17 protein-coding genes and 2 pseudogenes are annotated in these 25,154 nt (G+C 58.8%); 14 read left to right on the top strand and 5 right to left on the bottom strand.

Annotation, left to right across the window (positions count from 1 at the left end):
• The first annotated feature begins 405 nt into the window (after positions 1-405).
• The 4 genes from NZK35_RS13890 (at position 406) to NZK35_RS13875 (ending at position 4,060) form a co-directional block, all read left to right on the top strand.
• Entirely contained in the window at positions 406-1,086 is a 681-nt protein-coding gene (locus tag NZK35_RS13890) for an RluA family pseudouridine synthase (protein ID WP_259633135.1), read from the top strand.
• Positions 1,087-1,317: 231 nt separating this feature from the next.
• The gene (locus tag NZK35_RS13885; protein ID WP_259633134.1) at positions 1,318-2,109 is read left to right on the top strand and encodes a menaquinone biosynthetic enzyme MqnA/MqnD family protein; all 792 of its coding nucleotides are present in this window, start codon (positions 1,318-1,320) and stop codon (positions 2,107-2,109) included.
• Positions 2,106-3,239, top strand: coding sequence for a cyclic dehypoxanthinyl futalosine synthase (gene mqnC, locus NZK35_RS13880; protein ID WP_259633133.1), 1,134 nt, complete (start codon positions 2,106-2,108; stop codon positions 3,237-3,239). Before NZK35_RS13885 ends, mqnC begins: the two co-directional genes overlap by 4 nt.
• 14 nt (positions 3,240-3,253) lie before the next feature.
• Positions 3,254-4,060, top strand: a complete 807-nt coding sequence (locus NZK35_RS13875) for a segregation and condensation protein A (protein ID WP_259633132.1) — start codon at positions 3,254-3,256, stop codon at positions 4,058-4,060.
• Between the two features lie 325 nt (positions 4,061-4,385).
• Here the strand turns inward: NZK35_RS13875 and NZK35_RS13870 are convergent, their stop codons facing one another.
• On the bottom strand, positions 4,386-5,462 hold the full coding sequence (locus NZK35_RS13870) for a cytochrome c family protein (RefSeq protein WP_259633131.1): 1,077 nt from the start codon (positions 5,460-5,462) through the stop codon (positions 4,386-4,388).
• Between the two features lie 201 nt (positions 5,463-5,663).
• On the opposite strand from NZK35_RS13870, the gene NZK35_RS13865 reads away from it, so the two are divergent.
• The 10 genes and pseudogenes from NZK35_RS13865 (at position 5,664) to NZK35_RS34695 (ending at position 17,623) form a co-directional block, all read left to right on the top strand.
• Positions 5,664-7,304, top strand: a complete 1,641-nt coding sequence (locus NZK35_RS13865) for a serine/threonine protein kinase (protein ID WP_259633130.1) — start codon at positions 5,664-5,666, stop codon at positions 7,302-7,304.
• A gap of 119 nt (positions 7,305-7,423) precedes the next feature.
• A pseudogene (locus tag NZK35_RS13860) lies at positions 7,424-7,861 on the top strand (UDP-2,3-diacylglucosamine diphosphatase); the annotation flags it as partial.
• Positions 7,862-8,003: 142 nt separating this feature from the next.
• A pseudogene (locus NZK35_RS13855) lies at positions 8,004-8,462 on the top strand (class I SAM-dependent methyltransferase); the annotation flags it as partial.
• Positions 8,452-9,852, top strand: coding sequence for a phosphatidylethanolamine N-methyltransferase family protein (locus tag NZK35_RS13850; protein ID WP_259633129.1), 1,401 nt, complete (start codon positions 8,452-8,454; stop codon positions 9,850-9,852). The pseudogene NZK35_RS13855 and the gene NZK35_RS13850, both read left to right, overlap by 11 nt.
• Positions 9,853-10,396: 544 nt before the next feature.
• Entirely contained in the window at positions 10,397-12,442 is a 2,046-nt protein-coding gene (gene tkt, locus NZK35_RS13845) for a transketolase (RefSeq protein WP_259633128.1), read from the top strand.
• Positions 12,443-12,446: 4 nt separating this feature from the next.
• On the top strand, positions 12,447-12,863 hold the full coding sequence (locus NZK35_RS13840) for an ExbD/TolR family protein (RefSeq protein WP_259633127.1): 417 nt from the start codon (positions 12,447-12,449) through the stop codon (positions 12,861-12,863).
• Positions 12,864-12,867: 4 nt separating this feature from the next.
• Positions 12,868-13,314, top strand: a complete 447-nt coding sequence (locus NZK35_RS13835; protein WP_259633126.1) for an ExbD/TolR family protein — start codon at positions 12,868-12,870, stop codon at positions 13,312-13,314.
• Between the two features lie 355 nt (positions 13,315-13,669).
• Positions 13,670-14,806, top strand: a complete 1,137-nt coding sequence (locus NZK35_RS13830) for a DUF7453 family protein (protein ID WP_259633125.1) — start codon at positions 13,670-13,672, stop codon at positions 14,804-14,806.
• 233 nt (positions 14,807-15,039) lie between these two features.
• Positions 15,040-15,186, top strand: coding sequence for a hypothetical protein (locus NZK35_RS13825; protein ID WP_259633124.1), 147 nt, complete (start codon positions 15,040-15,042; stop codon positions 15,184-15,186).
• 4 nt (positions 15,187-15,190) lie between these two features.
• Complete coding sequence (locus NZK35_RS34695) at positions 15,191-17,623, top strand: right-handed parallel beta-helix repeat-containing protein (protein ID WP_259633123.1); 2,433 nt, start codon at positions 15,191-15,193, stop codon at positions 17,621-17,623.
• A gap of 93 nt (positions 17,624-17,716) precedes the next feature.
• On the opposite strand, the gene NZK35_RS13815 is transcribed toward NZK35_RS34695, so the two are convergent.
• The 4 genes from NZK35_RS13815 to NZK35_RS13800 form a co-directional block, all read right to left on the bottom strand.
• Entirely contained in the window at positions 17,717-20,104 is a 2,388-nt protein-coding gene (locus tag NZK35_RS13815) for a TonB-dependent receptor (RefSeq protein ID WP_259633122.1), read from the bottom strand.
• 275 nt (positions 20,105-20,379) lie between these two features.
• Positions 20,380-21,627, bottom strand: coding sequence for an HD-GYP domain-containing protein (locus tag NZK35_RS13810; RefSeq protein WP_259633121.1), 1,248 nt, complete (start codon positions 21,625-21,627; stop codon positions 20,380-20,382).
• A 194-nt stretch (positions 21,628-21,821) separates the two neighbouring features.
• Positions 21,822-23,393 (bottom strand): PQQ-like beta-propeller repeat protein, encoded by a 1,572-nt coding sequence (locus NZK35_RS13805; protein WP_259633120.1) that lies wholly within the window; start codon positions 23,391-23,393, stop codon positions 21,822-21,824.
• Between the two features lie 206 nt (positions 23,394-23,599).
• Positions 23,600-24,913, bottom strand: coding sequence for a hypothetical protein (locus NZK35_RS13800; RefSeq protein ID WP_259633119.1), 1,314 nt, complete (start codon positions 24,911-24,913; stop codon positions 23,600-23,602).
• Positions 24,914-25,154: the final 241 nt, after the last annotated feature.

Genomic DNA, 25,154 nt, shown 5'->3' with positions numbered 1-25,154 from the left:
CGCGGCGCTCACGCGCGCGGCACACCGTGAAGTGATGTTGGAAGTCCAAAATTGTCGTTGAAATCAGCTCACAATCGTTTCTTTTTTTTTAATTCGAACGCACCAGTCGCTCTTGACTGATATGCGACAACGCGTACAACTTCAATGAGCGAGAGATTCGTGTACGAAGCGAAGTTGCGATTCCGATTGAAACTTCTCTTTGTCGTGGCCGGGATCTCTCGTTTTTTTATGCGCTGAGGTAGTTCGCGCTGAGCTAGTTCGCGCCGAGCTAGTTCGCGCTGAGGTGACTCGCGCGGAAAGGGTGGTGCATCCCGAAGCAGACATTGGCTCATTCAAGCGACTGATCAAAGCTACTTGATCGTCATACCTGTTGACGTCTCTTTCCCATGACGCACTGGATCACTGATGGCTGACTCGGACATTGAATTGCTCTGGCAAAGCGATCTGATGCTGGCGGTGAACAAGCCGGCCGGGCTGTCGACCCAAGCGCCCGCGGGAATCGATAGCCTGGAAAGCCGACTGCATCGTCAACTCGCACGCCCCGATAGCTACCTTTCCTTTCCACACCGATTGGATCGGTTCGTCAGTGGCGTGATCTTGGTCGCACTGACGAAAAAAGCCGCCCGACTGCTGTCGGCCCAATTCGCCAGTCGCAAGACTCGCAAGCAGTACCTCGCGGTGGTCGAAGGACAATGCAACGTGGGGCAAACGGGCCCTCAGCAATGGGACGATTTCATTCGCAAGGTAGACGACCAACCGCGGGCGGAGGTCTGTGACGAAGCTGCCCCCGGTGCCAAGCTGGCTAGCACAGTCCTTAAAACGCTCTCGCTGGACCTTGCCGCCGATCGCACCCTGTTGGAACTGAATCCGATCACCGGACGCATGCACCAGTTGCGTCTGCAAACGGCCTCACGCGGCCACCCGATCGTCGGTGATGAAACCTACGGTGCGACGAAGGGCGGAGCGACAAAACAGCACACCCGTCGCATCCTGCTGCACGCCCATCGCTTAGAATTTCACGACCCGTCCAACGGCCGCCTGATCCGAGTTGAATCGGCCAGTCCGTTTGATCTGTCGACGCCATGATCTTGGCGGGCGGACACTGGGAAAGACGTACCGAAGCCACAGCGGACCTTGGGCGATGCCCCCTGGGAGAGTCGACCTCCCCTCGCTGCGCTCGACCCTCCTGCCAGGAGGGTGACTTTCAAACTGCAGACCTCGGCGAAAGGCGGTGGATCGGCTAAGGTGTTGCGCTCGCGTCTTGGTTGCGGTTTTCCTACCGTTTCGCGTCGTCACCACTGCAATTCGGTCGGAATCATGACTCGCCTGGGCGCCGTTTCGTACTTGAACACCAAACCGTTGATCCACGGGCTCAAAGAAGCCCTGGGAGCGGGTGACTCGTTGACGTTGAACTTGCCCAGCCGATTGGCCAGTCAGCTGCGTAGCGGCGAATTAGACGTCGCGCTGATCCCCTCGGTCGAATACTTTCGCGGCGACGGTTATCAAATCGTCTCCGACGCCGCGATCGCCTGCCGTGGGCCGGTGTGGAGTGTGCGGTTGGTCAGCCGTGTGCCGGTCAAGCAGATCAAACGGCTGGCGTTGGACGAAGGCAGTCGCACCAGCGCGGCGATGGTGCGTGTGTTGTTGTGGCAAATGTACGGGCTGAAACCCGAGACGACGGTTTTGTCGATGGAACAGTCACCCGAGTCGGTGGACGCCGACGCCGTGCTGATCATCGGCGACCGCGCGATGCATCCCGAGCGGGGGGTCTACAATGAGATTTGGGACCTTGGGGACCGCTGGTGCCGCTACACCGAAACCCCCTTCGTTTTCGCCATGTGGGTGGCCAGACCCGGGATCGACACCGATGATCTGGTCGACATCCTGCAGCGTTGTCGCGACGCCGGTGTGGAAGCGATGGAATCGATCGCCCAAACTCATGCGGCGGCACACGGGCTGACGAACGAAGACCTGTATCGTTATTTTGCCGAGAACCTTCACTTTCAACTGGGCGATTCCGAACTCGATGGACTGCGGCGTTTCCGCGACGGTTGCGAAGAACTCGGATTACTCGACACGAAAACCACTGAATCGATTGAAGAATCATGATCACGGACATTCTGGACAAAGCGGTTGCCGGCGAGCGGCTTTCGGCATCGGAGGGTTTGGCTTTGTTGGAGAGCCATGACTTGGCGGCCATCGGCGCGGCCGCCGACAAGGTCTCGCGGCGGATGCATCCCGAACCGTATCGAACGTACAACGTCGATCGGAACATCAACTACACGAATATCTGTACCGCCGTCTGCCACTTCTGCGCGTTTTATCGCGGCCCCAAGAGCGACGAAGGCTATGTGCTGCCGCGAGAAGAACTGCTTCGCAAAGTCGAAGAGACGGTGGCTGTCGGCGGCAATCAAATCCTAATGCAGGGCGGTTTGCACCCGAAGTTCAAACTCGATTGGTACGAAGAGTTGCTCTCGGACATCAAATCGGCGTTCCCGTCGGTGAATATTCACGGGTTCAGCCCGCCCGAGTTGTACCACTTCACCAAGGTGAACAACCTGCCGATCGAAGAGGTTCTGTCGCGACTGAAGGCGGCCGGCTTGGGAAGCATTCCCGGCGGAGGCGCTGAAATCTTGGTCGACCGCGTCCGCAACGAACTGACTCGGGGCAAAGTCGACTCGGACAATTGGCTCAACGTGATGCGGGTCTGGCACAAGCTGGGCGGGATCAGCACCGCCACGATGATGTTCGGCCACGTCGAAACCTTGGCCGAACGGATCGAGCACCTCACGCGGATCCGCGACCTGCAGGATGAAACCGGTGGATTCACGGCGTTCATCTGCTGGACGTTCCAACCGGATAACACCGACATGAGCCACATCCCGGCGTCAGGATCGTTCGAATACCTCAAGACCCAAGCCGTTTCCCGCTTGTTTCTGGACAACATCGCCAACATCCAAAGCAGCTGGGTGACGCAGGGATTGAAGATGGGGCAATTGGCGATGCTGTTCGGCGCCAACGACATGGGCAGCCTGATGATTGAAGAAAACGTCGTCGCCGAAGCCGGAACTGTCCACTTCATGTCGTTGAATCAAATTCGTCAGGCGATCGAAGAACTGGGATTCCAACCGCGTCAACGAGACGTGTTTTACAACCTGGTCGACGACGAACTGGAGCAGAAGGCGATCCAGGCGGACGGCCACACCGGGCCGAAGGATTTGGTCCAACTGGCGGTTTAGGCTAGACTGAGTCCATGCCATTCCGCGTCGAACTCGCTATCTACAACGGTCCCATCGACTTGCTCCTCTACCTGGCGCGACGCCAGGAGGTGAGTTTGATGGAGGTCTCGCTTTCCAAGGTGATCGATCAATACAGCGACTACCTGGAACTGCTTCAGGAATTGGACCTGGCCGACATCGGCGACTTTCTGGAACTGGCCAGCATCCTGGTCGAACTCAAAAGCCAGGCGGTGCTTCCCCAAACGGTTGACGCCGAAGAGGAAGACGAGCAGATCGAAGATCCGCAATCGGAGCTGGTCGAACGGCTGCTGCAGTACAAGGAGATCCGAGACGCGGCGGCGGTGCTGGATGAAATGGCGGGCCGTTGGCAACAACGTTACCAGCGGATGAGTGATGATCTGCCACGACGTCGAATCGACCCGGGCGATCAACCGATCGCGGATCTGGAGATCTGGGACCTGGTCAGCGCCTTCGGACGGATCATGCGCGAATCCGCCGGCCCCCCGCAAACCGAAGTCATCTACGACGACACCCCGATCCATGTTTACATGCAAAAGATCCACACGCACCTCGCGTTGCGGCCGCGCGTGCCGTTGATGGATCTGGTCGAAGGCGGCATCCACAAGTCCGCGTTGATCGGCTGGTTCCTGGCAACGTTGGAACTGACGCGGCACCACGGGGCGGCAGTGGAAGAAGACGAAGCCGGCGACATCGTGATCGTCAAGACCCAAGACTACAGCGAGGACCTGACGGTCAACGAAGTCGACAACTACGGCAACGACGGCATCATCGCCACCAACCTGCCCAGCCAGCCGAGGTAGGGCATGCTGTGCATGCCGGGTGTCACTCTGCAGCTTGCGGTGGGGCACGCTTCCAGCTTGCCGCTTCGCAAGCTTTAGCTTGGCGTGGGGTAGGGGGGCAAGCTTTCGCTTGGGCCACTTTGCAGCTTGAAGTGGGGCACGCTTCCAGCTTGCCGCTTCGCAAGCTTTAGCTTGGCGTGGGGTAGGGGGCAAGCTGAAGCTTGCCGGGACGCAAGCTGGAAGCTTACGCCACTTTCATGCAAGCTGGAAGCTTAGGCCACTTTTAGCGAGGTAGCCATCCGTCACGCACAGCGTGACCTACAAGCTGGAGGCTTGGGCCTCGGGGTTACTTGCGGGCCGTTGGGATGAACGGGTCCAGGTTGGCGAGTCCCTGTCCGTCGCACTCGGCGGCAAACCGGTAGCCGAGCGCTGCGATCTGATCGGCCGCGGCGGTCAATTCGGCTTCATTGTTCAGCTTGAGTTTGACGCCCGCAACGACCTTCAGGATTTGATCCAAGGTTGGTTCCTGAACTTTGGCCGTGACGCTTTGCAGTCGCTTCGAGGCACGGCTGGCACGCTGTGCGACGGTCATGGCGAAGGTCGCTTTCCGGGTCGCAACAGCGGTCGCCCGCAGCGACGACTCGAGTTCGGCGATCATGCCGGCAACAAACATCACACGTAACTGCTCGGGTGTTCTGGTCGCGTTGTGCTTGCCGTCACTGTGAACAAAGTTGTGGCGGATCGTTCCTTGGCTCCACGAGACGAATTCAAAGTCCAGTGACCCGGCGGAGTGACCGCCGACGTTGACCAATGCTTCGTCTGGGGTGGTGTGGCATCGCAGACAGCTTTGGGCGACCAGGTAGACATTGGCGGGATTGCGCATCCCCGCTCGAACACTTTGTGCGATCCGTTCGGCGCGGTGCTCGGCGGACTCCGTCAAACGCGTGACGGTTTCGCCGCCGTAGTCGTGGTGCAGTTCCAGCCAGTCTTTGGCGGCGCCGTGACACGATTCACACGAGACGCCGGCAACGACGTGATGCGCCGCATCGGAACCGGGCTGGCCGGAGGCGTCCGATTGCCGGGTGTAGTGACACGCGACACAGCGACCGGAGTGCTTGATCGAACGGAGCCCTAACTTCGACGCGATTTGCTTGGCTTCGGGTTTGCGATGCAATTGGTCAAACGTCATTGCGTGCGGCGTCGTCTGCCAAACCTTGACTTCCGGGGCGTGGCATTTCACGCAAGCATCATGCCCGACGACACGATCGGGGTCGGCGGGCTTGGCGATCCCCAAGTGATGGGCGGCGGACAAAGCGTCGCTTCGTTCGGCCGAGACCCAACTGGTCTGTGCGTCCGCTGAAATCGTTGTGATGACAGTCAGTGAAAAGAAAACCGAAAGGATGGATCGTCGGCGAATCGTCATGGTGTGTTGCGGAATGTCGGGTGGCGATCGGATCGTCAGGACTGGAATATTCGGCAAAGCCGTCGACCGCATCGATCGGCGGTTGCCCGGAACCCAAGCCTACGTCACGCAACGTCACGCTGTCGCACCATCCATTTTGTGTCGTCAGAGGTTATGCTATGGATTCTGTCCTTTGCGTCCCAGCTGTCGACGAACTGCACGATGCCCCGAAGCCGCCTCGGCCCGCTCGCGATCGAAACGAAACTTGGCGACCATCCGTCGACAAGCTCGGTGTGGCGTGCGATCCATGTGCAGCTAAAAAAGTCGATCGCCGTCAAGATTTTTTCGGCGCCCTTTGGCGGCACGCCGGAAGCGCGTCGATCCTTGGCCGACGAATGGGAGCACTTAAAGACGCTTTCGCATCCCGGCATCGCGAAATGTTTTGGCGGCGGGTTTGAGGAAACCGACGCCTACCTGGCGTATGAATTGATCGACGGTGAAACGCTGTCCAGCCAGATCGAGCGGGCGGGACGATTGTCGTGGGAAAACGTCTTGGAAATCGCCCAGGGCATCGCCGACGCGTTGGAATACCTGCACGGCCAGGGCGTAGTCCACGGGGCGATCTGTCCGGACAAAATCATCGTTGCCGGCTTCGCGCCGGTGTTGCTGGATCTCCGCACCGATCGGTTCGGATCGCCGTTTCGCACGCCTCGTCCGCCTTCGATTGATCAAGTGGCCCGACAGCCACCCGAAGTCGTCTCGGTCGCCGTCGGCAACTCGCTGCCGCCCCCACAACCTTCCGCCGACCTGTACGCCTTGGGCGTGTTGCTGTACCAGGCGATCACGGGGCGTTTGCCGATCAGCGGCGAGACGATGCAAGAGGTCCGCGAGAACGTGCAACACGAGCAACCGCCGACGCCGGCATCGATCGTGTTGCAGTGTCCGATTTGGTTTGACAAGCTGATCATGCGATTGCTGGAAAAAGATCCGGCCAATCGACCGCCCAGCGCGACGGCCGTCAAAATGGCGTTGGTCGAAGTCCGCAAACGCTCCCTCTCGCGCACCAGTGTCGCCGAACACACCAGCAGCGGGTTCAGCCCGTTGCAAGTCACCAATCAAAGAGACAAAGACGAAGCCCGCACGCTGCTGGGACGTGGCGTCATCGATCTGAATGCCATCGAGGAAGAAGACGAAGTCCCCGACAACACGGTTTGGCACGACCAGCCCTGGTTCCTGCTGGGCGGACTGGTTTTGTTGTTGATGCTGTTGGCCTACGTCGCTTGGCCCGCCAGCGAACAGTCGCTTCGGGATCGTGCCGAACGGCTGATCGCGATCGACACGCGCAAGGCGTTGGCCGAAGCCGAAGATGAACCGCTGCGTGAATTGTTGGTGCGTTTTCCCGACGGCCCGAACGCCGAATGGGCTCAGCAACAAATCGACGTGATCAACGTCAAACAGTTCTTGCACCAGCTGTCGGTCAAGATCAAGAACAACCTGCCGATGAGAAATCAAGGCGAACTGCTGCACAAGCAGGCGCAAGAGTATTCTGCCAACGGCGATTTCGCCAAAGCAATCGACATGTACCACAGCATGGTGACGGTGTTGGGAGACGATCCGGAGTACGAAACCGCGGTCAATGCGGCGCGGTTCCAAATCGCGGACCTGGAAACGAAATCGGCCGAAGAAAGCGATGCGGCGAAAATCGTCCAGGCGCGTCTGGACGAGGCCGATCAATTGCTCAGTGAAAACCAGGTGGTCGAAGCGCGCAAGATCTGGTACAGCCTGGTCGAACTGTACGGCGACAACTCCGACCTGAAGCCACTGATCGACATCGCCCAACAACGCCTCACGGAAAATAAATGAGTTCTTACCGAAAGCTGCGTTTGGGATTAACGAGATAGAAACACTCTTCTGATACGCTCTGCCCCTGTCTAAGGAATCGGTTGTTCATCGACTCCGCAAGGAGCAGAGGCGTTATCGGCATGAGTGGGACCTCACCGCTTTCAGTACGGACATTGCTTGTCAGTGATGTTCACTTGGGATGCAAACACGCACGCACGGAAGAATGCCTGGCGTTTCTCCAGCGTTATCGCCCGGAAAAATTATTTCTGGTCGGCGACTTCTTTGACGCTTGGAAAATCAATTCGGGTTGGCACTGGACCGAACCCTGCGACGCCATCATCCGCCATTTGGTGGATCTGGTTCAGCAAGGGACGCAGCTGCACTACACCCCCGGCAACCACGATTCGTTCCTGCGTGAAGCGTCCTTTCGCAGCGTCATGCCGGCCGGATTTCCCGATGTCCGCATCGCCGACGAATTCATTTTGGAAACGCTTCATGGATGGCGGTTTCTGGTCACACACGGCGACCTGTTTGATTTTTTCGAAACCCGGGCACAGTGGATTTCCAAAGGAAGCTCCAGCTTTTACGACACCTGCCTCAGCTTCAACCGCTGGGTCAAGAATCGGTTTCTGCACCACGACCGCAACCCGTACGGTGCGTGCGCGGTGATCAAGGGCCGCGTCAAACGCGGGGTGAAATTCATCAGCCGATCTTTCGCCGTCCTTGCTGGACGTCGCACGCGACCGGTTGAGCGACGCAGGCATCACCAATGCCCAGGTTGCACTGGCCGATGTGACGCGTTGGGATCAAGCCGACGAAAGCGCCGACATCGTGACCTTTTCCTATTCCCTGACCATGGTCCCCGACTGGTTCGAAGCGATTGAACGGGCGTATCGGATCTTGAAACCGGGCGGGGTGATCGGTGTCGTGGATTTTTATGTGTCGCGAAAGTACGCCGCCCACGGGCATCGGCAACATCACTGGCTTCGCCGATCGTTTTGGCCCCATTGGTTCGGTGCGGACAATGTTTTTCTAAGCCCCGATCACACCGCCATGCTGCACCGCAAGTTTGAGGTCACGCGTTTCAGCGAGCGACTGGGAAAAGTTCCCTATCTGCCGTTGATCCGAGCGCCCTACTATTTGTTTGTCGGGACGAAGCGAGGCACCGATGTCCGTTGAGACCCTTGTCCCGGCGGCAACGAGACCGCATGGCATCTCTCACGATCGGGCCGGATTGTCGCGTCTGCAACCTTCCCGCGGCGGCCCTTCGGATCGATCGACGGTCGCGGCGGATTGGACGCGACTGTGCCGTGGGTTTCTCCGCTGCCATCGGCGTCCGATCAATGTGGCGTTGCACCTCTTCACCACGCCCTTGGGTCTGTTCGGTGTCTACGCGCTTGTCGCAGGGCTCAGCCCGATCGCGGTGGCCCCGATCGCGGTGGCCCCGATCGCGGTGGCTCTGGTTGCGACGGTCCAAATCGCGGTCGTTGTCGCGTTGGTACCTGCGGGGATCGCGGGCATCCACGCCGCCGCCGTTTCGATGATCGCCGCGTCGGCCGTTTTGATCGCGCCGCCTCTCGGATGGGCGTTGGGACATGTCGACGGCCCCTGGGCGATCTTTCCGGGAGCACGCTTGTACCGATGCATGTTGTCACTGAACCAAAACCTAGAAGTGACAACCCACTTTCCGATGTCGAATCCAGACTACGGTGAACCGGAAAGCCATCGGCTGCAACACGGTGACGCGGTCGCATTCGACTTCAATCGCGAATTGCACTACATCACGCGTCGGGTGGATGCGCGCCAAACCGAGCCCCGTGTCAACCTGAAATTGCACTTCGTCGCCTACCCTCGCGGCATGCGCTGGTACGGGAATCTGTTGGGGCGATTGACAACCTGGTACGACATCCGTGCCCGCAATCTGTTCGTCATGACGATCAATCCCGATGGAACGTTGCTGGCAATCAAAGCCCGCTGGGTGCTCGGCTGGACACGCCTGTTCGAACTGGCGGTACGGTTTTGTGGCTGGACCAATCTGGCTTATGTCGCGACGGCGATGCTGTTGAGCATCGTGTTTGGGAACGTCACGATCTTGATTGCGGCAACCAGTTTTGTTCACTACGCGATCTACGTCGGCACGTTGCAGGAACAAACACCGGTTTCATTCGGCACGTTTCGGCGCGACGCGATGCTTTTCAAAACGCTGGCGATGACGCAGCTCTTGGGGCTCTACGCTTGGAACTTTGACCACCACTACGGATCGCTCGCGTTGGTGCTGGCAGGATTCGCACTGGCCGGTTACGCCGCTCGCGTGCTGGGGATGCGGCGGACCTTGTTTTCGGCGGAACTCGGATTCGACGCGCCACAGCGGGTGGCCCGATTTCCGTATGGCACCATCGGCCACCCAATGATCCTTGGGGCGATGATCGGTATCGGCGGCATGGCGTTGGCAGAAGGCTTTCGCAACGACTACGGCTGGCTGATCGCCGGTCACATCGCCTGCTACGCCCTGGTCCTGGTGCACGAAGTGAAGATGAGGAACCGGAGGGCTTGCGCCCTGCCGCTATAACCTCGCAGTACACAGGAGATAAATCGTTCACGGCGTAGGGCTCCGCCTGTGAACAGGATGTCATGGAGGATCCCGCCTGCTGGCTGTCATCGGCGTGTGGCGAGTGGCCGCACCGGCCTTGCGTTCCATGGCAAAACCCTGCAAGCGAGTTGAATAAAACCCACGGATGGCAGCGCGAACCCACGGATCCCAGGCTGCTCTCCATCCGTGGGTCCGCGCTGCCATCCGTGGGTTCATCTCAGCTTGACTTCAGGGCCTACGGGTTGCGCCGACATCCCGGCAACGATTCGCTTGGTTCCGTCGGCGCCGGTGTGCACCGATCCGAACAGGCGATCGCCGTCGAGCACGACGCTTGCTCGCCGGCAAACGGGGGATCGAAATCTCCGTCCGATTTTCAAAAAAATCACGTCTTGGGGCCGGGAAAAGCGGGGTGTTGACGTGACGGTTGTCCGTCGACCCTTTCGAAATCCCCACAAACGCGGTACCTTTTGCGGCTGGCCGAAACGAAATTTCCTTCCTCTCTCGACGAAATAGACCACGCAAAATGAGTGTTGCATCGACTGATCTCGAGACCCTAGCGGTCGACACCATTCGCTCCCTTAGCATGGATGCGGTCCAGACTGCCAACAGCGGTCACCCGGGAACACCGATGGCGCTCGCACCAATCGCCTATCAGTTGTTCAATCACACGATGCAATATGATCCATCGCATCCGAATTGGCCCAACCGTGACCGGTTCGTGCTGTCCTGCGGTCACGCGTCGATGCTGCTCTACAGCACCCTGCACCTGGCCGGCGTCAAAGCGACCGACAAAGACGGCAACGTGCTGGACGAACTGTCGATCAAGCTGGACGACATCAAGAACTTTCGTCAGATCGGAAGCGTTTGTGCCGGGCACCCGGAATACGCCGAAGCGGCGGGAATCGAAACCACGACCGGACCACTCGGTGCGGGCGTCAGCAACAGCGTCGGGATGGCGATGAGCCAAAAGTGGCTGGCCGAAAACTACAACACCGATCAACACAAGCTGTTCGACTACAACGTCTTTGCCCTCTGCAGCGACGGCGATTTGATGGAAGGCGTCGCCTGCGAAGCCGCTTCGGTCGCCGGCCATCTGAAACTGGACAACCTGTGTTGGCTGTACGACGACAACAGCATCACGATCGAAGGCGACACCAGTTTGTCGTTCTCTGAAGACGTCGGCAAACGATTCGAAGGCCTCGGCTGGAACGTCGTTCACGTTTCCGATGTCAACGAACTGTCCAACCTGTCTAAGGCGATCGAGAGTTTTCGCAACTGCACCGACAAGCCGACCATCATCATCTGCAAGACGATCATCGGCTGGGGTGCCCCGAATAAGCAAAACACACACGGAGCACACGGGGCGCCGCTGGGCTGGGACGAAGTCGAGCTGGCCAAGAAAGCCTACGGGTTTCCGCCCGAAGAGAAATTCCACATCCCCGACGGCGTCATCGAGCACTTCGCCAACAACCTCGGACAGCGTGGCGCCGCCGATTACCAGAAATGGAACGAAACCTGGGCGGCGTACCAGTCGGCCAACCCAGAAAAAGCGGCCGAGCTGCAGGCGATCTTTGATCGTAAGTTGCCCGCGGGCTGGGACAAAGACATCCCGGAATTCGAAGCCAGCGAAAAAGGCGACGCGACGCGAAACAGCAGCGGCAAAGTGCTCAACGCGATCGCCAAGAACGTTCCTTTCATGATCGGCGGATCGGCCGACTTGGCGCCGAGCAACAAGAGCGATCTGACGTTCGAAGGCGCCGGAGACTTTTTGCCGAATCAATACGCCGGTCGCAACCTGCACTTCGGCATCCGCGAACACGCCATGGCGGGCATCGTCAACGGCATCTGTCTGACCGGGCTGCGCGGTTATGCGGCGACGTTCTTCGTGTTTACCGACTACATGCGTGGTGCGATGCGTCTGTCATCGATCATGCACCAGCCGATTCTGTACATCCTGACGCACGATTCGATCGGCGTCGGCGAAGACGGCCCGACCCACCAACCGGTCGAACACCTGTCGGCCTGCCGGGCGATTCCAGGGTTGAACGTGTTCCGCCCCGGCGACGCCAACGAAGTCGCCGAATGTTACCGAGCCGCGATGGAGATCAGCGATCATCCCGCCGCGATGGTGCTGTCCCGTCAAAACATGGCCACGCTGTGCCGGACCAAGTACGCCGCCGCATCGGGATGTGCCAAAGGCGGTTATGTGCTTTCGGACTGTGAAGGCACCCCGGATGTGATCTTGATGGGCAGCGGCAGCGAACTCGGATTGTGTGTCACGGCCGCCGAAAAACTGACCGCGGCGGGCAAGAAAGTTCGCGTCGTCAGCATGCCTTGCATGGACATTTTTGCCGAGCAAAGCCAAGCCTACCAAGATCAAGTGTTGCCGCCCGAAGTCACCAACCGCGTGGCCGTCGAAGCGGGCCTGAGAATGTCCTGGGACCGCTGGATCGGGCTGCAAGGCAAGTTTGTCGGCATGTCCGGCTACGGCGCCAGCGGACCGTATTCAGAAGTCTACGAGCACTTCGGCATCAACGAAGACGCCGTGATCGCAGCCGCCGGCGGCTGAGCCGATGAAGATCCCCAATCAGCAGAACCGACCGTTCACCGGTGCCAACATGACGCCGATGATCGACGTCGTGTTTCTGCTGATCATCTTCTTCCTGGTGTCCAGCCACCTGGCGCGGCAGGAGTCGCGTTTGCCCGTCGAGCTGCCCGTTGCGTCGACGCACAATCCGCTCAGCGTCGATCCGGTCTCGGTGACCATCACCGTCAACCGCGACCGTCAACGACTCGTCGGCGGCAAAATTGTCGACGACGCCGGGATCGATGCGATCCTGAAAGACGTGGTGCGCCGCGACGGAGAATCAGCATCGCTGCGAATCCGCACCGACGGTGAGGTCCCGTATGGAATCATCGAGCCGATTTTGAAAGCATCGGCCGAACTCGGGTTGTTGGATATCAAATTAGCGGTCAAGGAACAGGGCTAGTGCGATGCGATTACCCAGCCATGGTCGAACGGGTGCCCTGGAAGTCAAAATGACGCCGATGATCGACGTCGTTTTTTTGCTGCTGATCTTCTTCGTTTGGACCAGCAGTTTCGAGACCCCCGAGTACGACTTACCGAGTGCCTTGGCCGAAGTCCCCGCCGGCGGCAGCGAAGCCAACATCGACCAGCCGCCTCCGGTGGAAGCGTTTGACGAGATCGTGGTCAAGCTGTTGGTGCGGAACGGATTGCCCCTCATCGAGTTCGGCGGCCAGCGGATCGAATCGGTCGAGGTCTTGCAATCCCGGTTGGCAGAAGTGATCGCGTTGGGCGTGCAGCCACCGGTGATCATCGACCCGGAGAGCGAAGTGACGATGGAACGCACGGTCGCCGCCTACGACGCGGCCCGCGCCGCCGGCGCCGACCGCGTCCTCTACGCCACCGCAGCCGACTGACCGTGGCGTAAGCTTCCAGCTTGCGAATCCGAGATTCGCCTGAAGGCTGGACACCAACGGCGCTGGTGTCCAGGCTTGAGCCGCCCGTTTGTTGCAGACGCGTCACGGGGGCTGTATGTTGGCGTTCTTGCAATGACAGCTTCGAGACGACGACAACACAACATTAGTGCACGGGCACGGTGCACATACAGCACGAGGCGGGACACCGATGCGATTGACCAGCTTGATTCTTCTCCTAGGCGCCGCGTTACTGACCGGGAATTGCTCGACGAACGCGCAGACACTCCAGTTCAGAGAGGTACTCCATTCTGACACTCAGGTCCCTGGGTTTGGCCCCAACATCAGCGCAAGCTTTGTGCGATCCGATGGAGACGATGACGTCTTTATCGCATCGGGATTCAATCCGTCGACGAATCAAAGTGAATTCGGGATCATTCGGCGCAGCTCCGACGGGAGCTTTTCGACACTGCTGGATCACAACACCATCGTTTCGCACCCGGTCTTTTCAGGGACGACGACCTTCAGTTTCATTGATGCCATCGACGTCTTTGAAAACGATGTGTTCTTCAGCGGTCGGGTGAGCACGGATAACTATCTTTATCGTCTCGGTTCAAGCGGAACCCCTCAACTGATCGAGCAAACGGGAACATCGCCGCGAACGTTTCGAAACCTTCGGGTGCTGGCCAATGGAGATGTGGTGATGCACGGCTCGGGGACATCCTCGGTGTTCAATAATCCGGGCTTCTACAAGAACTCTGGCGGAACCAACACAACGATCGCCAACCGCAACACGGCGGTTCCCTCGGGCACCGGAAACTTCGACATCGACAGCTTTCAATCCTCGCGAGGCGACATCGGAAAAAATGGTTCCATTCTTTTCCATGGCAACAACGGCGCCGGCTTGTCCGGCGTCTATTCCGACCGATCCGGAACCCTGGAAAAGATCTTCGACACCAACGATGTCATGCCCGGTACCGGTGAGCAATTTCTGGGTTTTGCCGACACCGAAATCGACAACAACGTCGCCTACTTCGCAGCCGCAACGGTCAACCCGTCCAACAATCGAATCGGTTTTTATTCCGTCGACGAAGCCGGCAATTTTGACACCCTGGTCAACAACGAGACTCCCTACGGAGACGATCAGTTTCTGAATTTCGATACGTTTTCGTTAGCTGTCAATGGTGACGCGGCCGTGTTCCGTGCCGTGACGAACAACGACCCGGAATTGGTCACGTACTATAAAGTGGGTTCGACCTTTGGCGAATTGGCCCGCGTCGGTGATGTGATTGACGGTCGTCAGATCTCGTTTCTCGCTGGAGCATCAGCGGCCGAGGAAGGTGAGTTTTACATTTCCCTTCGTTTCACCGACAACACCTTGGGGACCTACCGCGTGGCCGTTTCCGCGGTGCCGGAACCCGCCAGTTTTGCCCTGATTCTGCTGGCAACCGGTTGCGTTCTCACCCAGCGCCGACACCGGAAACGCCAGCGGTAAAGCCGTTCAGAGGTATTACTCGTAGGATTCCTTGCCGTTTCGTTTTCCGCGTGTGTTCGGGCAAGGAGTTCCCTGCCAACGGCCGATAAGCCGATTCAGCGTCCGGCAATTGGTGGAACGACTGTGAACATCCACTCACGCGGGTTCTCTGGAAACGGTGTTTGACGAAACAGTTTCAAAAAGTGTCTTGAGGCAACTCCCTCATCAAGATCTCCGCGAATGGCTCAAGCGGAATGATGAATCGCGCGCAGATTGAAACCGGACGAGCCGCCAGACTGCGACGCAAGGCCGAACGCCTCACCACCGGCAAACTCACCGTCAAGGATTCGGATTTCTCTGCCAGATCCAATTCAATCGACTTGGCCGGATTCCGATATTGACCAAGTGAGCACGTTTCGCAGCGTGCGGACCAAGGAGGCGACACCAAGTTATCGATTCTCATTGATTGTCAACCAGGATAGTATCGTGAAGGAACATGGATGTCTCAAGCTTCAAACGAGTTCGTCGTGGATCGGCTGCCTCATCATCAACCTGATCTGCATCGCAGCGACGTTGTCTGCGGCCGATTCGTTAGGCGTTGTCTCTTATGATGGCGATGTTTACCGGCCCTATGTGGCGGCAGGGGTTCGCCCGAGTGACGAAGACGTGCGGTTGCACACCGACATGTTCCTGCCGTTGTTTTGGAATGACTCCAGCCTACTGTTCGCCGACGTGCGGGGACAGTTTGCTGATGTGGGTGGCGGAGAAGGAAATTGGGGGCTGGCGATTCGACATTTGATGGACTGTGAGTGCATTCTGGGCGCCTACGGCTTTTATGACTTGAAACAATCCGCCAATGGCAATTGGTTTCATCAGGGAACGATCGGTGCGGAACTGTTGACGCGGCGATTTGATTTGCGATTCAATGGTTACCTGCCCGAAGGCGGCTCCCAAACGGCGGTCGCGCCGACGGCCGTGATTTCCAACGGCAATCTGGTGGTTCAGAACAACGAAGAGCGGGCGTATCACGGGTTCGACGGCGAAGTCGGGGCGTTGCTGTGGCAAAAACCTCAATGGTTCGAGAGCGAAATCCGAGGGTTTGCCGGCTTTTTCCATTTTGAAACCGATTCGGCCAACGCTCGATCGGTGGCCGGACCGCGTCTGCGTGCCGAATGGCGCTGCTACGATCTACCGTGGCTGGGGCTCGATTCTCGCTTGACGCTGGGCGCCCAATACCAACATGACGACGTCCGCGGCGATCAGTCCGCCGCTGTGATTGCTGTCCGGTTGCCGCTGGGGACCGATCGCGGACGATCTCGACGGATGTGCGTCATGCAACGTCGGATGACAGATGTCATCGTTCGCGACATTGACGTGGTCACCCGAGCGACACCGACGCCCGGCGGGCAAGAAGCGGCATTGCACGCCGAGCATGACTTTGCCATCGGCTCGGTCACGGTGCTGGATGCCGACACCGACGATGTTCCCGATGCCGTCGCGACGTCGACGACCGACACGGTCATTCTGGATGGTTCCGCCGGTGAACTGGAACTGAGCCACTCGATCGTCGTGCAAGACGGACAGAATTTGCTGGGAGGTGGGTTTACGGTCAAGGGTGCTGACACGGGCGCCGTGGCACGTTTCGGAACCCCGATCCATCTTCGCGGCAGCGACGACACGCAGTCGGTGATCGTCATGGCAAACAACGCCCGGGTCGGCCATTTCAGCATCGCGGGCGGACTGCACGGCATTTCCAGCGACAACGGCACGGATTACGACGATCTGGCCAACGTTCATCTGTTTGGCAACGAAGTCACTGACGCGGCCGAAAATGGGTTCCGTTTTGCGGCGATTGACGCGGACAGTTCCTTGTCGGGAAACCGCGCGTTCGACAACGCCGAAGCCGGCTTTTGGATCGACGACAACAGCGGAACGCTTGATCGCAACACGTCTCAAGACAATCAAACCGCCGGGTTCGTGATCGCGTCCAACAGCGGATCGGTCACGGCCAATCGCGCCATGGAAAACGGCGAAGAGGGCTTTCTGCTGGTCTACAACGACGGCTTGATCTTCCAAAATGAAGCGATCGAGAACACCATGTCCGGGTTCGTGGTGTCGTTCAACGAGGGTGACATTAGCGAGAACGAGTCGACCGACAACGCTTCCTCAGGGTTCGAAGTGGAAACCAACAACGGCGTCGTGAGCAACAACGTTGCCTTCGACAATTTCCTGGACGGTTTCTGGTTCGAAGACAACTACGATACGATCCAAGACAATCTGTCCGTTTTCAACTTTGGAAACGGATTCACGCTGAACGATACCGCGGGCACGGTCAGCGGAAACTATGCCGCATCGAATTCGTTCAACGGTTTCGAGTTTCGCAATAACTTCGGCGATTTCGAAGACAATACGTCCGAACAGAATGGATCCAATGGCTTTGATTTCAAGCACAACGCGGGGACGATTGCGAGAAACCAGGCGATCGGCAACGACGACGACGGATACGATTTTTCCTACAATTTAGATACGTTCAGCGACAACGAAGCGATCAGCAACTGGAACGACGGCTTCCAGTTTTACAGCAACGATCATCTGATGACGGGAAACCAGGCGATTGGCAATGCCGAGGACGGTTTCTACTTCAACCAAAACAACGGCTTGTTTGACGGCAATTACGCCGAAGGCAACTTTGACGACGGAGTCGATCTGGTCGAGAACTTCGGTACGCTTTCTAACAACGAGTCCAATGACAACGCCGACCAGGGCTACACGGGACTCAACAGCGGCACGTCAACGGACAACGTGGGAAGCGGCAACGCGGGCGGCGATGATTTCTGATCGCCGCGGGGCGGAAGTCGCCAAGGTATTCGGCAGGATGCAGGAATGACAGTATGATTTGAAATGGCAGAATCATACGGGGCAGAATGCTGTTCAGTACGTCAATTCCGCACCGGTGTAGAATCCGATACCGGGTCGAAACACCCCCAATCCCGACCGATAGTCGAGGTGTTCGCGGTAGAATTTGTCGGTCACATTTTCGATCCCGCCGGTGATCAGCAGCGCTCCGAAACGTCGATAGGTGCGGATGTTGTAGACGGTGAATCCCGGTGTCGCGACTTCTTCGAGCGTCGCCGCAACGCGGTCTTGGTTGTCGACGACGCGGGCGAACAGTTCGACCCCCCAACGTCGCTGGGGTGTTGGGTCTTGGATCAACAATCCCAAGCGGCCTTCCAAGGGAGCGATCCCGGGCAACGGTTCGGCATCGACGGTATCGTTGGCGCTACGCGAATCGAATGCGGACAGCCGGGCGGGGTCGAGCCGACTGCGGTCGCGTCCCTCCAGATAGGTGACGATCCCGAAGACGGAAAACATCGAGGTCAGGTCGGTTTGACCATAGGCCTCCATGCCCCACAGCGTCGCCAAATCGGTGTTGACGAATCGGGCTCCGGTCTGGAACCCGTCGGTGGTTCCGGCCGGGTCGAGCAAGTCGTAGGTGATGTAGTCTTCGATGTACGCATGATGGACATGCGCACCGAGTTGAACCGATTCTTGCCGGTACTGAATGCCCAGATCGTATTGGTACAGCCGCTCGGGGTCCAAGTCGGGGTCACCGTCCAGGAACGTCAGTCCGCGTTGTAGCGAACCGATGTACGTGTATTCGGAGTACATCTCGGTCAGCGTCGGCTGCCGCATGGCGAACCCGACTCCCGCGTTGGCACTCCATCCGTTTCCGAGATTCCGTGTGGCGGTCAAAAACGCCGAGCCGAGCAAGAAGTCCTTGTCGAGCGTCGTGTCTTCGAGTTCACTCAGGGGATCTTCGACGCCGATCACCGTATCGCGTGAATCGGTGAAGACGCCATCGACGCGGACGCCGCCGGTCACCAGGACGTCGTCGGTGACTTGCGAGATATTTTCCAAATACAGCCCGATGTCTAGCGAATCACTGCGCGGGATCGGATAGTTATTGTCGTTGGTGTCCGGATCGAAGACGTCAAACTCGTTGAGTTCTTGGTTCAAATAGATCAGGTCCGTTCCCCAAGAGATCTGCCCGGAATTCGTGTAGCACGTGGACTGCAGCCGGTAGCCGCCCGACAGTGCATCACCGTCGGTCACCGTGAGTCCGTCGTCGGCGCCGAAAGACGACGGATAAAACGTCTGTCGCAGCAGCGGGATCTGGCGATGTTTTGCGGGACGGGTCGTGTCGCCTTCGAACCGTGTGCGGTTGTACCAAACCTCGGCGGTGAAGCGATCGGCAAACAGGGGCATGTCGTTGGTGTACGTGACCTCGTAGCCGTCGGTGACCAGAAAGTTCAAATCGGTGACCAATCCAGGGAATTCGACATCGGTTTGATCGAGTCGCAGCAGGTTCAGTTCAATTTTCTGATGGTCGGACAAATCGAAGCCGAACGCCACGAATAGGTCACGCGACTTGTAGCTGGCGGGGATGAAAAAGTCGTCTTGGCCGGTTTCGTAGTCGTTGCCCGTCCGATGTCCGTAACTGATATGAAACCCGTAGTCTTCGTTTCCGCCCCAGTACGACTGTCGACCATAAAGTTGTTCGCCGTTGGTGTTGTACGTCGCGCTGGTTGATCCGTGTCCCTCGTAACCCTGTTCGAAACGGGGTGACTGAAGAAACTCCAAGTCGACGAAACGAAACCCCGGCCCGTAGCGACTGGCGTAGGGCCCTTTGATCAAAACGACGTCTTGAACCAGACGCGAGTCGATCTTGCTCATCATGGTATCCAAGTCCATCCGAGCGGGCGCCCAATAGGACCCCGACGCGAGCACTTGTCCGACGCGTTGACCGCGAACCCTGGTGTCGGTGATGATCGGTGTTCGGTTCTGCACGGAGATCCCGTGCGCGGATTTGGAGCGTCGCAGCAAGTCACCCAAGTCGGTCGTGCGACGGCCCAACGCTTCGGCACGCAAGACGGCATCGGAAGCGGGCGAGTTGGCCAACACCTCGCGCGACGGCGGTAGATCGTCGACTTGACTGACCGCGCCGAACAGTTTGCCGAGTCTCGCATCGGCCGCCAGATCCGTCGTATTACCGCGTTTCTTCGCATCGGCGTTCTCGGAACCTCGTCCCGGCGCGATCGGCCGTTGAAGCGAATCCTGTAACCCATCCACTTGGCCCGACTGCGAGACGTATTGTTCCGAGGCGTCGGGTTTCGAAACGCTTTGTTCCGGTGCATCCTGAGCCGCAAGCGGGCCGATGAGCGCCGCCATCAGGAACAACGCCGATGACATCGCCAGCGGTCGTGCCGTGATCGGTTCCCGTCGGTCGAAGCGAGAGACAGTTCGTGGTTTTCGACGCATCCGTGATCTCAGCATCCTTGCCGGCGGTTCTCATCGTCCCTGTTGCGTACACAATCCTATGGAGGTGTCGAAAAGGCGACAGGGTCGGGTTGATGAAAGTTGTTTCGAACCGGAAGATTTGACGCAAACGGACTCACGCAACGGAGAGGGTTTGCGGACAGGCCCAGTGGGTAGGGTTGGGGCGAGTTGGAAGTGGGGCACGACAGCGTTGCTGTCGGGATCGCAAGCTGGAAGCTTACGCCACTTCGAGGATCGCGAGCTGGAAGCTTAGGCCACTAGGAGTGTTGCTGCAGATCCGGCAGGCCGAGCAGGGTGTCGACGACGTCCGCTGCCCACTGGACGCCTCGTCCTTCGCGAAAGATCTTCACGACGTTTTCGAGCTTCATACCGGGTCGGTAGGGTCGATCGCTGGACATCGCGTCGAAGGCGTCGGCGACGGCAACGATTTGGGCATCGCGTGGAATGTCGTTTCCGGCGAGTCCATCGGGATAGCCCGATCCGTCCCAAGACTCATGATGGTGCCGGACCGCCGGCAAGATCGGACGGAATTGTTCGATCCCTTTCAAAATGTCGTAGCCCAACACGGGATGCCGTTTGATCTGTTCGAACTCTTCGTCCGTCAGCTTCGTGGGCTTGCGCAAAACCGAATCGTCGACTCCGATTTTACCGATGTCGTGAAGGATGCCGCCCATCCGGATGTTTGCCAAAGCGTGGTCGTCGTAACCGAGGCGTGTGGCGAGTTGGAACGAGAGTTCCGCGACGCGATTGCTATGGCCACAGGTGTACGCGTCTTTGGCATCCAATGCCGAAGCGAGGGATTGAATCATGCTTTCGAACATGCCCTGCATCTGCTGATACTGCTGTTGGTTCAGCAGATGGACGGCGAGCATCGTGGACGTCGACGACATCATGTCGGCTTCGATCGTTCCGAATTCGGGCTGATCCACGGTTCGAACCGCGACCATTTGCCCCAAGGAGGTGCTGCCGCGATGAATCGGAACCACGACGGCACGCAAACGGATTCCATTGCCCAGTTGCAGATCGTTGACCAGCGCGACGCCACCGGAATCACCGGTTCGCTCTTCGGATTTTGCGCGGGTGGCCTGCACGATGGCGACCAGTTCGCTGTCGGAGACCGGGTGGCCGACGATTTCGAAGATCTCATCGGAATGTCTCAGCGGCAGCATCACCGACCGCCGCGACGTTGTCTCCTCCCGGCCGGCTCCTGGAAACAGATGAATCGCCAGGATTGAGGAGGCGATACACGGGGCCAGTTCATCCAGCAACGAACGTGCGACTTGGTGCGATTGCTCAGTCAGCGTCAAGCTGTTGGCCAGACGCTGAGTGAGACCATGGATCAGAGTCAACTCTTCGAACCGGGCCGCCAACGCATCGGCCAGTTGATCGACCTCCGACGCGAGTTCTTCGGGGCTGGCATCCGGGACGGTTTGAACCGCTGAGGGATCACCGCAAAACGTGATCGACGGCGTCGGGTCGGTCGATGGCGATGGTTGCGAAAACATAGCGACACCGCGAACGGAGCTCGGGGGCAGAGGAGTCGACGCAGCCGGCGGGACGAAGATGCCCGATCGTCTGGATGACATGACTCTGAACGCTATGAGCGCATCGGCCGGTCGGTCACCGTTCCGGCGATGCGTAATGGGAATCCCCCTGCCAGGTCGTCTGGTTGTGCGACCTGGACGCATTGGAGTGACGACTAATTCCCAAAGGGATCACCGCCGAAGGGATCATTCCCGGCATCGGCGGGTGCACCAAAGGGGTCGGCCATTTCAGCACCACCGGCACCGAACGGGTCCGCCGCGCCGGCTCCGAAGGGGTCCCCGCCGGCACCGAAAGGATCGGTTGCCGGAACGGTCGGCGCCGCCGCTTCGGGTGCGTCGGCTTCCTCCGCAACGTCCTCCGGATCTCCGGTGTCGGTGGCTCGTCGGATCGTCGGGTTGTCCGCGCCGATCGCTCGCAGGCACTGGACCGTTCCGATCGAATTGACCAGGTACAGCCGATCAGTGGTACGGTTGACGAGCAACTTGATCGGCTTGAGCGAGTTGTCGATATCGACGACTTTGCCGGCTTCCAAATCAATGGCGGCAAAGCTTTGGCTGAGCAGTCGGACGAAGAGCAGATTGTCGAACCCGCCGATGATTTCGTCGACATTCGGGATCGCTTGGTCCCAAACGCCCAAGCCGGTCGTTTCGTCGATGGCGAAAAGGTTTCCATAAACAGACGGCAACAGCACAAGGCCATTGACCAGGAATGGAGCCTTGTAGAACGGTTCACCGTAAGGATGACTCCACAACACTCGCCCGGTTCGCGTCGCGCGCAAGCCATAGACTTGCCCCGATTCGCTGCCGAAGAAAAATCGATCGCCGTCGGCCGAGGCGATCCGTCCGCTGACGATTCCATCGGTGTTCAAACGGAACAGGACCGAGGGTTCGCCGGAAAGTTCCATCACGTAGACATAACCACGATCGGTCGCCCACGCGATTTTCGAGGAGGTCGGCGATTTGGTCGGCGGCTCGAGCGCCAAACCGGAAACGATTTCCATGAACGGATCTCGGCTGATGTCCCCGAGCGGATAGCCCTCGACGCCGTTGCGGATGGTCGGCACCAAAGAAAAATCGCCGGCGTGGATCGCGCCGTAAAGCGGCATGCTGGTCGTTCGCACCGTGTTGATCGGTTCGCCGTTGGTCGCGTCGATCTTGATCAGATTGCCGCCGTTGGTAATCGTGACGAATTCATCGTCGATTCCCATGCGTCCAAAGTTCAGCTGCCCGTCGCCGACCTGCGTCATCCAGATCGGGGTCCCGGTTTCGGCATTGCGGCATTCCAGCGTCCCGTTGTTGGCCGCGGTGTAGAGCTTGATGCGTGGCACCGTTTTGGACGTAATTGACAGATCCGGGTTTCGCCGCGACATCATTGTCACTTCGCGTCGGGCCAGTCGTTCGGCCTCCTCTTTGCCGATCGGCAGTCCATCGGAGCCGATTTGATCGGTCGGAATTCGAAACAGAACCGTCGACTCTTGGCCCTCGGGCGCCTTGGTCACCACCTCGACAAATTCCTGTGGGTCGGCCTCGTGGACGATGATCTGCTGATCGACGATTGATCCGGCACCGGCAGGGATTCGCATTTGCCGCCGCCACACCTCTTCCAATCCCAATCGAACCGCGGTCCGGGGCGACATCAATTCCTCGGCGTTGCAATCGACCGGCACGCCGATCTGCGGCGCAAAGGCGAACAAGACCATTACTGAAAGAATGGTGTTTCGTTTCATCATTAGCAGTGGAAGAAGAGGATAGATAGGCTTTCAAAGCGGCGGCGATACCCGCCGAGATGGCTCCGCAGAGGGGTCACTCAACGATGGTCGTGGCGCTCCCGTCCTCCAATTCTAGTCGATTCGTAACGCTTGGCCATCGAAAGCTTGCCTTTTGTACCGCGTTCTCCCGCCGTCAGAGCGATTCTGATGCCCGGCGGGGCTTTTTATCGCGGCTGCGACACGCCTTCGTTCCAACAGGGAAACCCGAGCCGCTCCTGTTCGATCAACGCCGCCTTCAGTTTTTGAAACGTCCCCGAAGCGAGAACGATGCCGGTATCGCCCGAGAGATACTCCGCGGCGCATCCCCGCTGGGTGATCGAGAGGCGATAGACGCTAGTGCTCAGCGACATCCAGTTGAGAAGCTCGGCCGCCAACGCCTCGCTCGGGCAGCCGCGTTGGGCCGCCAACTCCGCCAGCGTCTGACGCAACTCCGCTCCCGCTGCCGACGCCGTCCGACACAGCAATCCTCCGAATCGCGGAGCCTGCGGTGCATAGCGGGCAGCCATCAAACGGACCAACAGCCGCGTGGCGCGTTTCCGCAACGACGCCGAGGTGACCGCCGATGCGACGCGATCGTAGCGGGCCTGATCGTGGGGCAAGTCCAATCGCTGGAGCACCACGCAACGCTCTTCGGCGTCGAACCCCGCTCGTTCGATCGCGGCATCAATTCGCCGCAACTGGAACTCTCGTTCTTCCTGCTCCTCAAGCCAACCATCATTGCCCGGCCCGGAAACACCTTCGCCCTGACCGACCGAGGGTTCCAGCCAATCGTGGCAGACGTCCAGTGACACCTCACGGCGACCGCAGCGGATCGCCTCGGCGATCCGTCGCATCGAATCGCGACTGAATCTGGCACGATGATGTGCCAGAAAGTCAATCACGGCGGCATCCGATTCTTCGGCCGACAATTGCCGCCCCGACTGCATCGCCGCCCGCTGCAGCAGCCATTGCATCTGCGGCACCAAGCGGCCGGCAGACAAAGGCAGACCGAGCTGCCGGGCATAGATTTCGCCACGAAGATTTTTGACCGATTCGCGCAGTGACTTTTCCAAGTAGGTCACCCACTTGGTTCCCCGCGATGCGTCAAACAACAGCAGCGAACGCCCCAGGACCGGATCAAGCCGGTCGGCGTCGATGCCTGACGATTCGGCGACCGATTGCAACATCGGTTGAAAATCGGAATAAAGTTTCCAAAACGATTCGACCGCCCGTTCCTTGATCGATTCGTACGCCCGACGCCGTTTCTTGCCCAGCGACGCCACCCTGGTTTCGAGAAACGGAAACACCTCGGGCAGATAATGAAACCGCTGCGACCGCGCTTCGCCGTCGTCATCGTGAACCAGTCGGGATGCGGTCCGCAGATCGATTCCGAAGGAGTTCCGCAAACCGATCTTCAACACCTCCAGCCGATCAAGATGTTGCTCGAGCGGTGATCGGGATTCCTCGCCGGCCGGTTGGGCATCGGATTGGTTGTGCATCGCAAGCCTCCAGAGCATTCAGTCTAGACGACGCGCGGAACCGGTGGCAACCAACGGCATGCGATGTTGCAGGCATACGTGTTGGTGTGCAGGCTGAAGCCCAATACCGCTAAGTTAAGCGTCGTTTCTTCAGATGAGGGCCCGTAGGCTCGCGCCAAACGGCTGATATTCGTTTGACATCAGCCGGTTCGCGCCAGCGTCCGGGCCCCCTCATTCATGTTAACTTAGCGGTATTGGGCTG

Origin of the sequence: Stieleria sedimenti (genome assembly GCF_025060895.1) — a bacterium.
Classification (GTDB): Bacteria; Planctomycetota; Planctomycetia; order Pirellulales; family Pirellulaceae; genus Stieleria; species Stieleria sedimenti.
This window is presented reverse-complemented; position numbering and strand designations above follow the sequence as displayed.

What these genes read in the sequence shown, in the direction of transcription:
- NZK35_RS13835 (WP_259633126.1), top strand. Translation starts at nt 12,868, where the DNA reads ATGCGATTACCCAGCCATGGTCGAACGGGTGCCCTGGAAGTCAAAATG.
- tkt (WP_259633128.1), top strand. Translation starts at nt 10,397, where the DNA reads ATGAGTGTTGCATCGACTGATCTCGAGACCCTAGCGGTCGACACCATT.
- NZK35_RS13825 (WP_259633124.1), top strand. Translation starts at nt 15,040, where the DNA reads ATGATGAATCGCGCGCAGATTGAAACCGGACGAGCCGCCAGACTGCGA.
- NZK35_RS13850 (WP_259633129.1), top strand. Translation starts at nt 8,452, where the DNA reads ATGTCCGTTGAGACCCTTGTCCCGGCGGCAACGAGACCGCATGGCATC.
- NZK35_RS13865 (WP_259633130.1), top strand. Translation starts at nt 5,664, where the DNA reads ATGCCCCGAAGCCGCCTCGGCCCGCTCGCGATCGAAACGAAACTTGGC.
- NZK35_RS13815 (WP_259633122.1), bottom strand. Translation starts at nt 20,104, where the DNA reads ATGCGTCGAAAACCACGAACTGTCTCTCGCTTCGACCGACGGGAACCG.
- NZK35_RS13810 (WP_259633121.1), bottom strand. Translation starts at nt 21,627, where the DNA reads ATGTTTTCGCAACCATCGCCATCGACCGACCCGACGCCGTCGATCACG.
- NZK35_RS13870 (WP_259633131.1), bottom strand. Translation starts at nt 5,462, where the DNA reads ATGACGATTCGCCGACGATCCATCCTTTCGGTTTTCTTTTCACTGACT.
- NZK35_RS13885 (WP_259633134.1), top strand. Translation starts at nt 1,318, where the DNA reads ATGACTCGCCTGGGCGCCGTTTCGTACTTGAACACCAAACCGTTGATC.
- NZK35_RS13875 (WP_259633132.1), top strand. Translation starts at nt 3,254, where the DNA reads ATGCCATTCCGCGTCGAACTCGCTATCTACAACGGTCCCATCGACTTG.
- NZK35_RS13840 (WP_259633127.1), top strand. Translation starts at nt 12,447, where the DNA reads ATGAAGATCCCCAATCAGCAGAACCGACCGTTCACCGGTGCCAACATG.
- mqnC (WP_259633133.1), top strand. Translation starts at nt 2,106, where the DNA reads ATGATCACGGACATTCTGGACAAAGCGGTTGCCGGCGAGCGGCTTTCG.
- NZK35_RS13800 (WP_259633119.1), bottom strand. Translation starts at nt 24,913, where the DNA reads ATGCACAACCAATCCGATGCCCAACCGGCCGGCGAGGAATCCCGATCA.
- NZK35_RS13890 (WP_259633135.1), top strand. Translation starts at nt 406, where the DNA reads ATGGCTGACTCGGACATTGAATTGCTCTGGCAAAGCGATCTGATGCTG.
- NZK35_RS13805 (WP_259633120.1), bottom strand. Translation starts at nt 23,393, where the DNA reads ATGAAACGAAACACCATTCTTTCAGTAATGGTCTTGTTCGCCTTTGCG.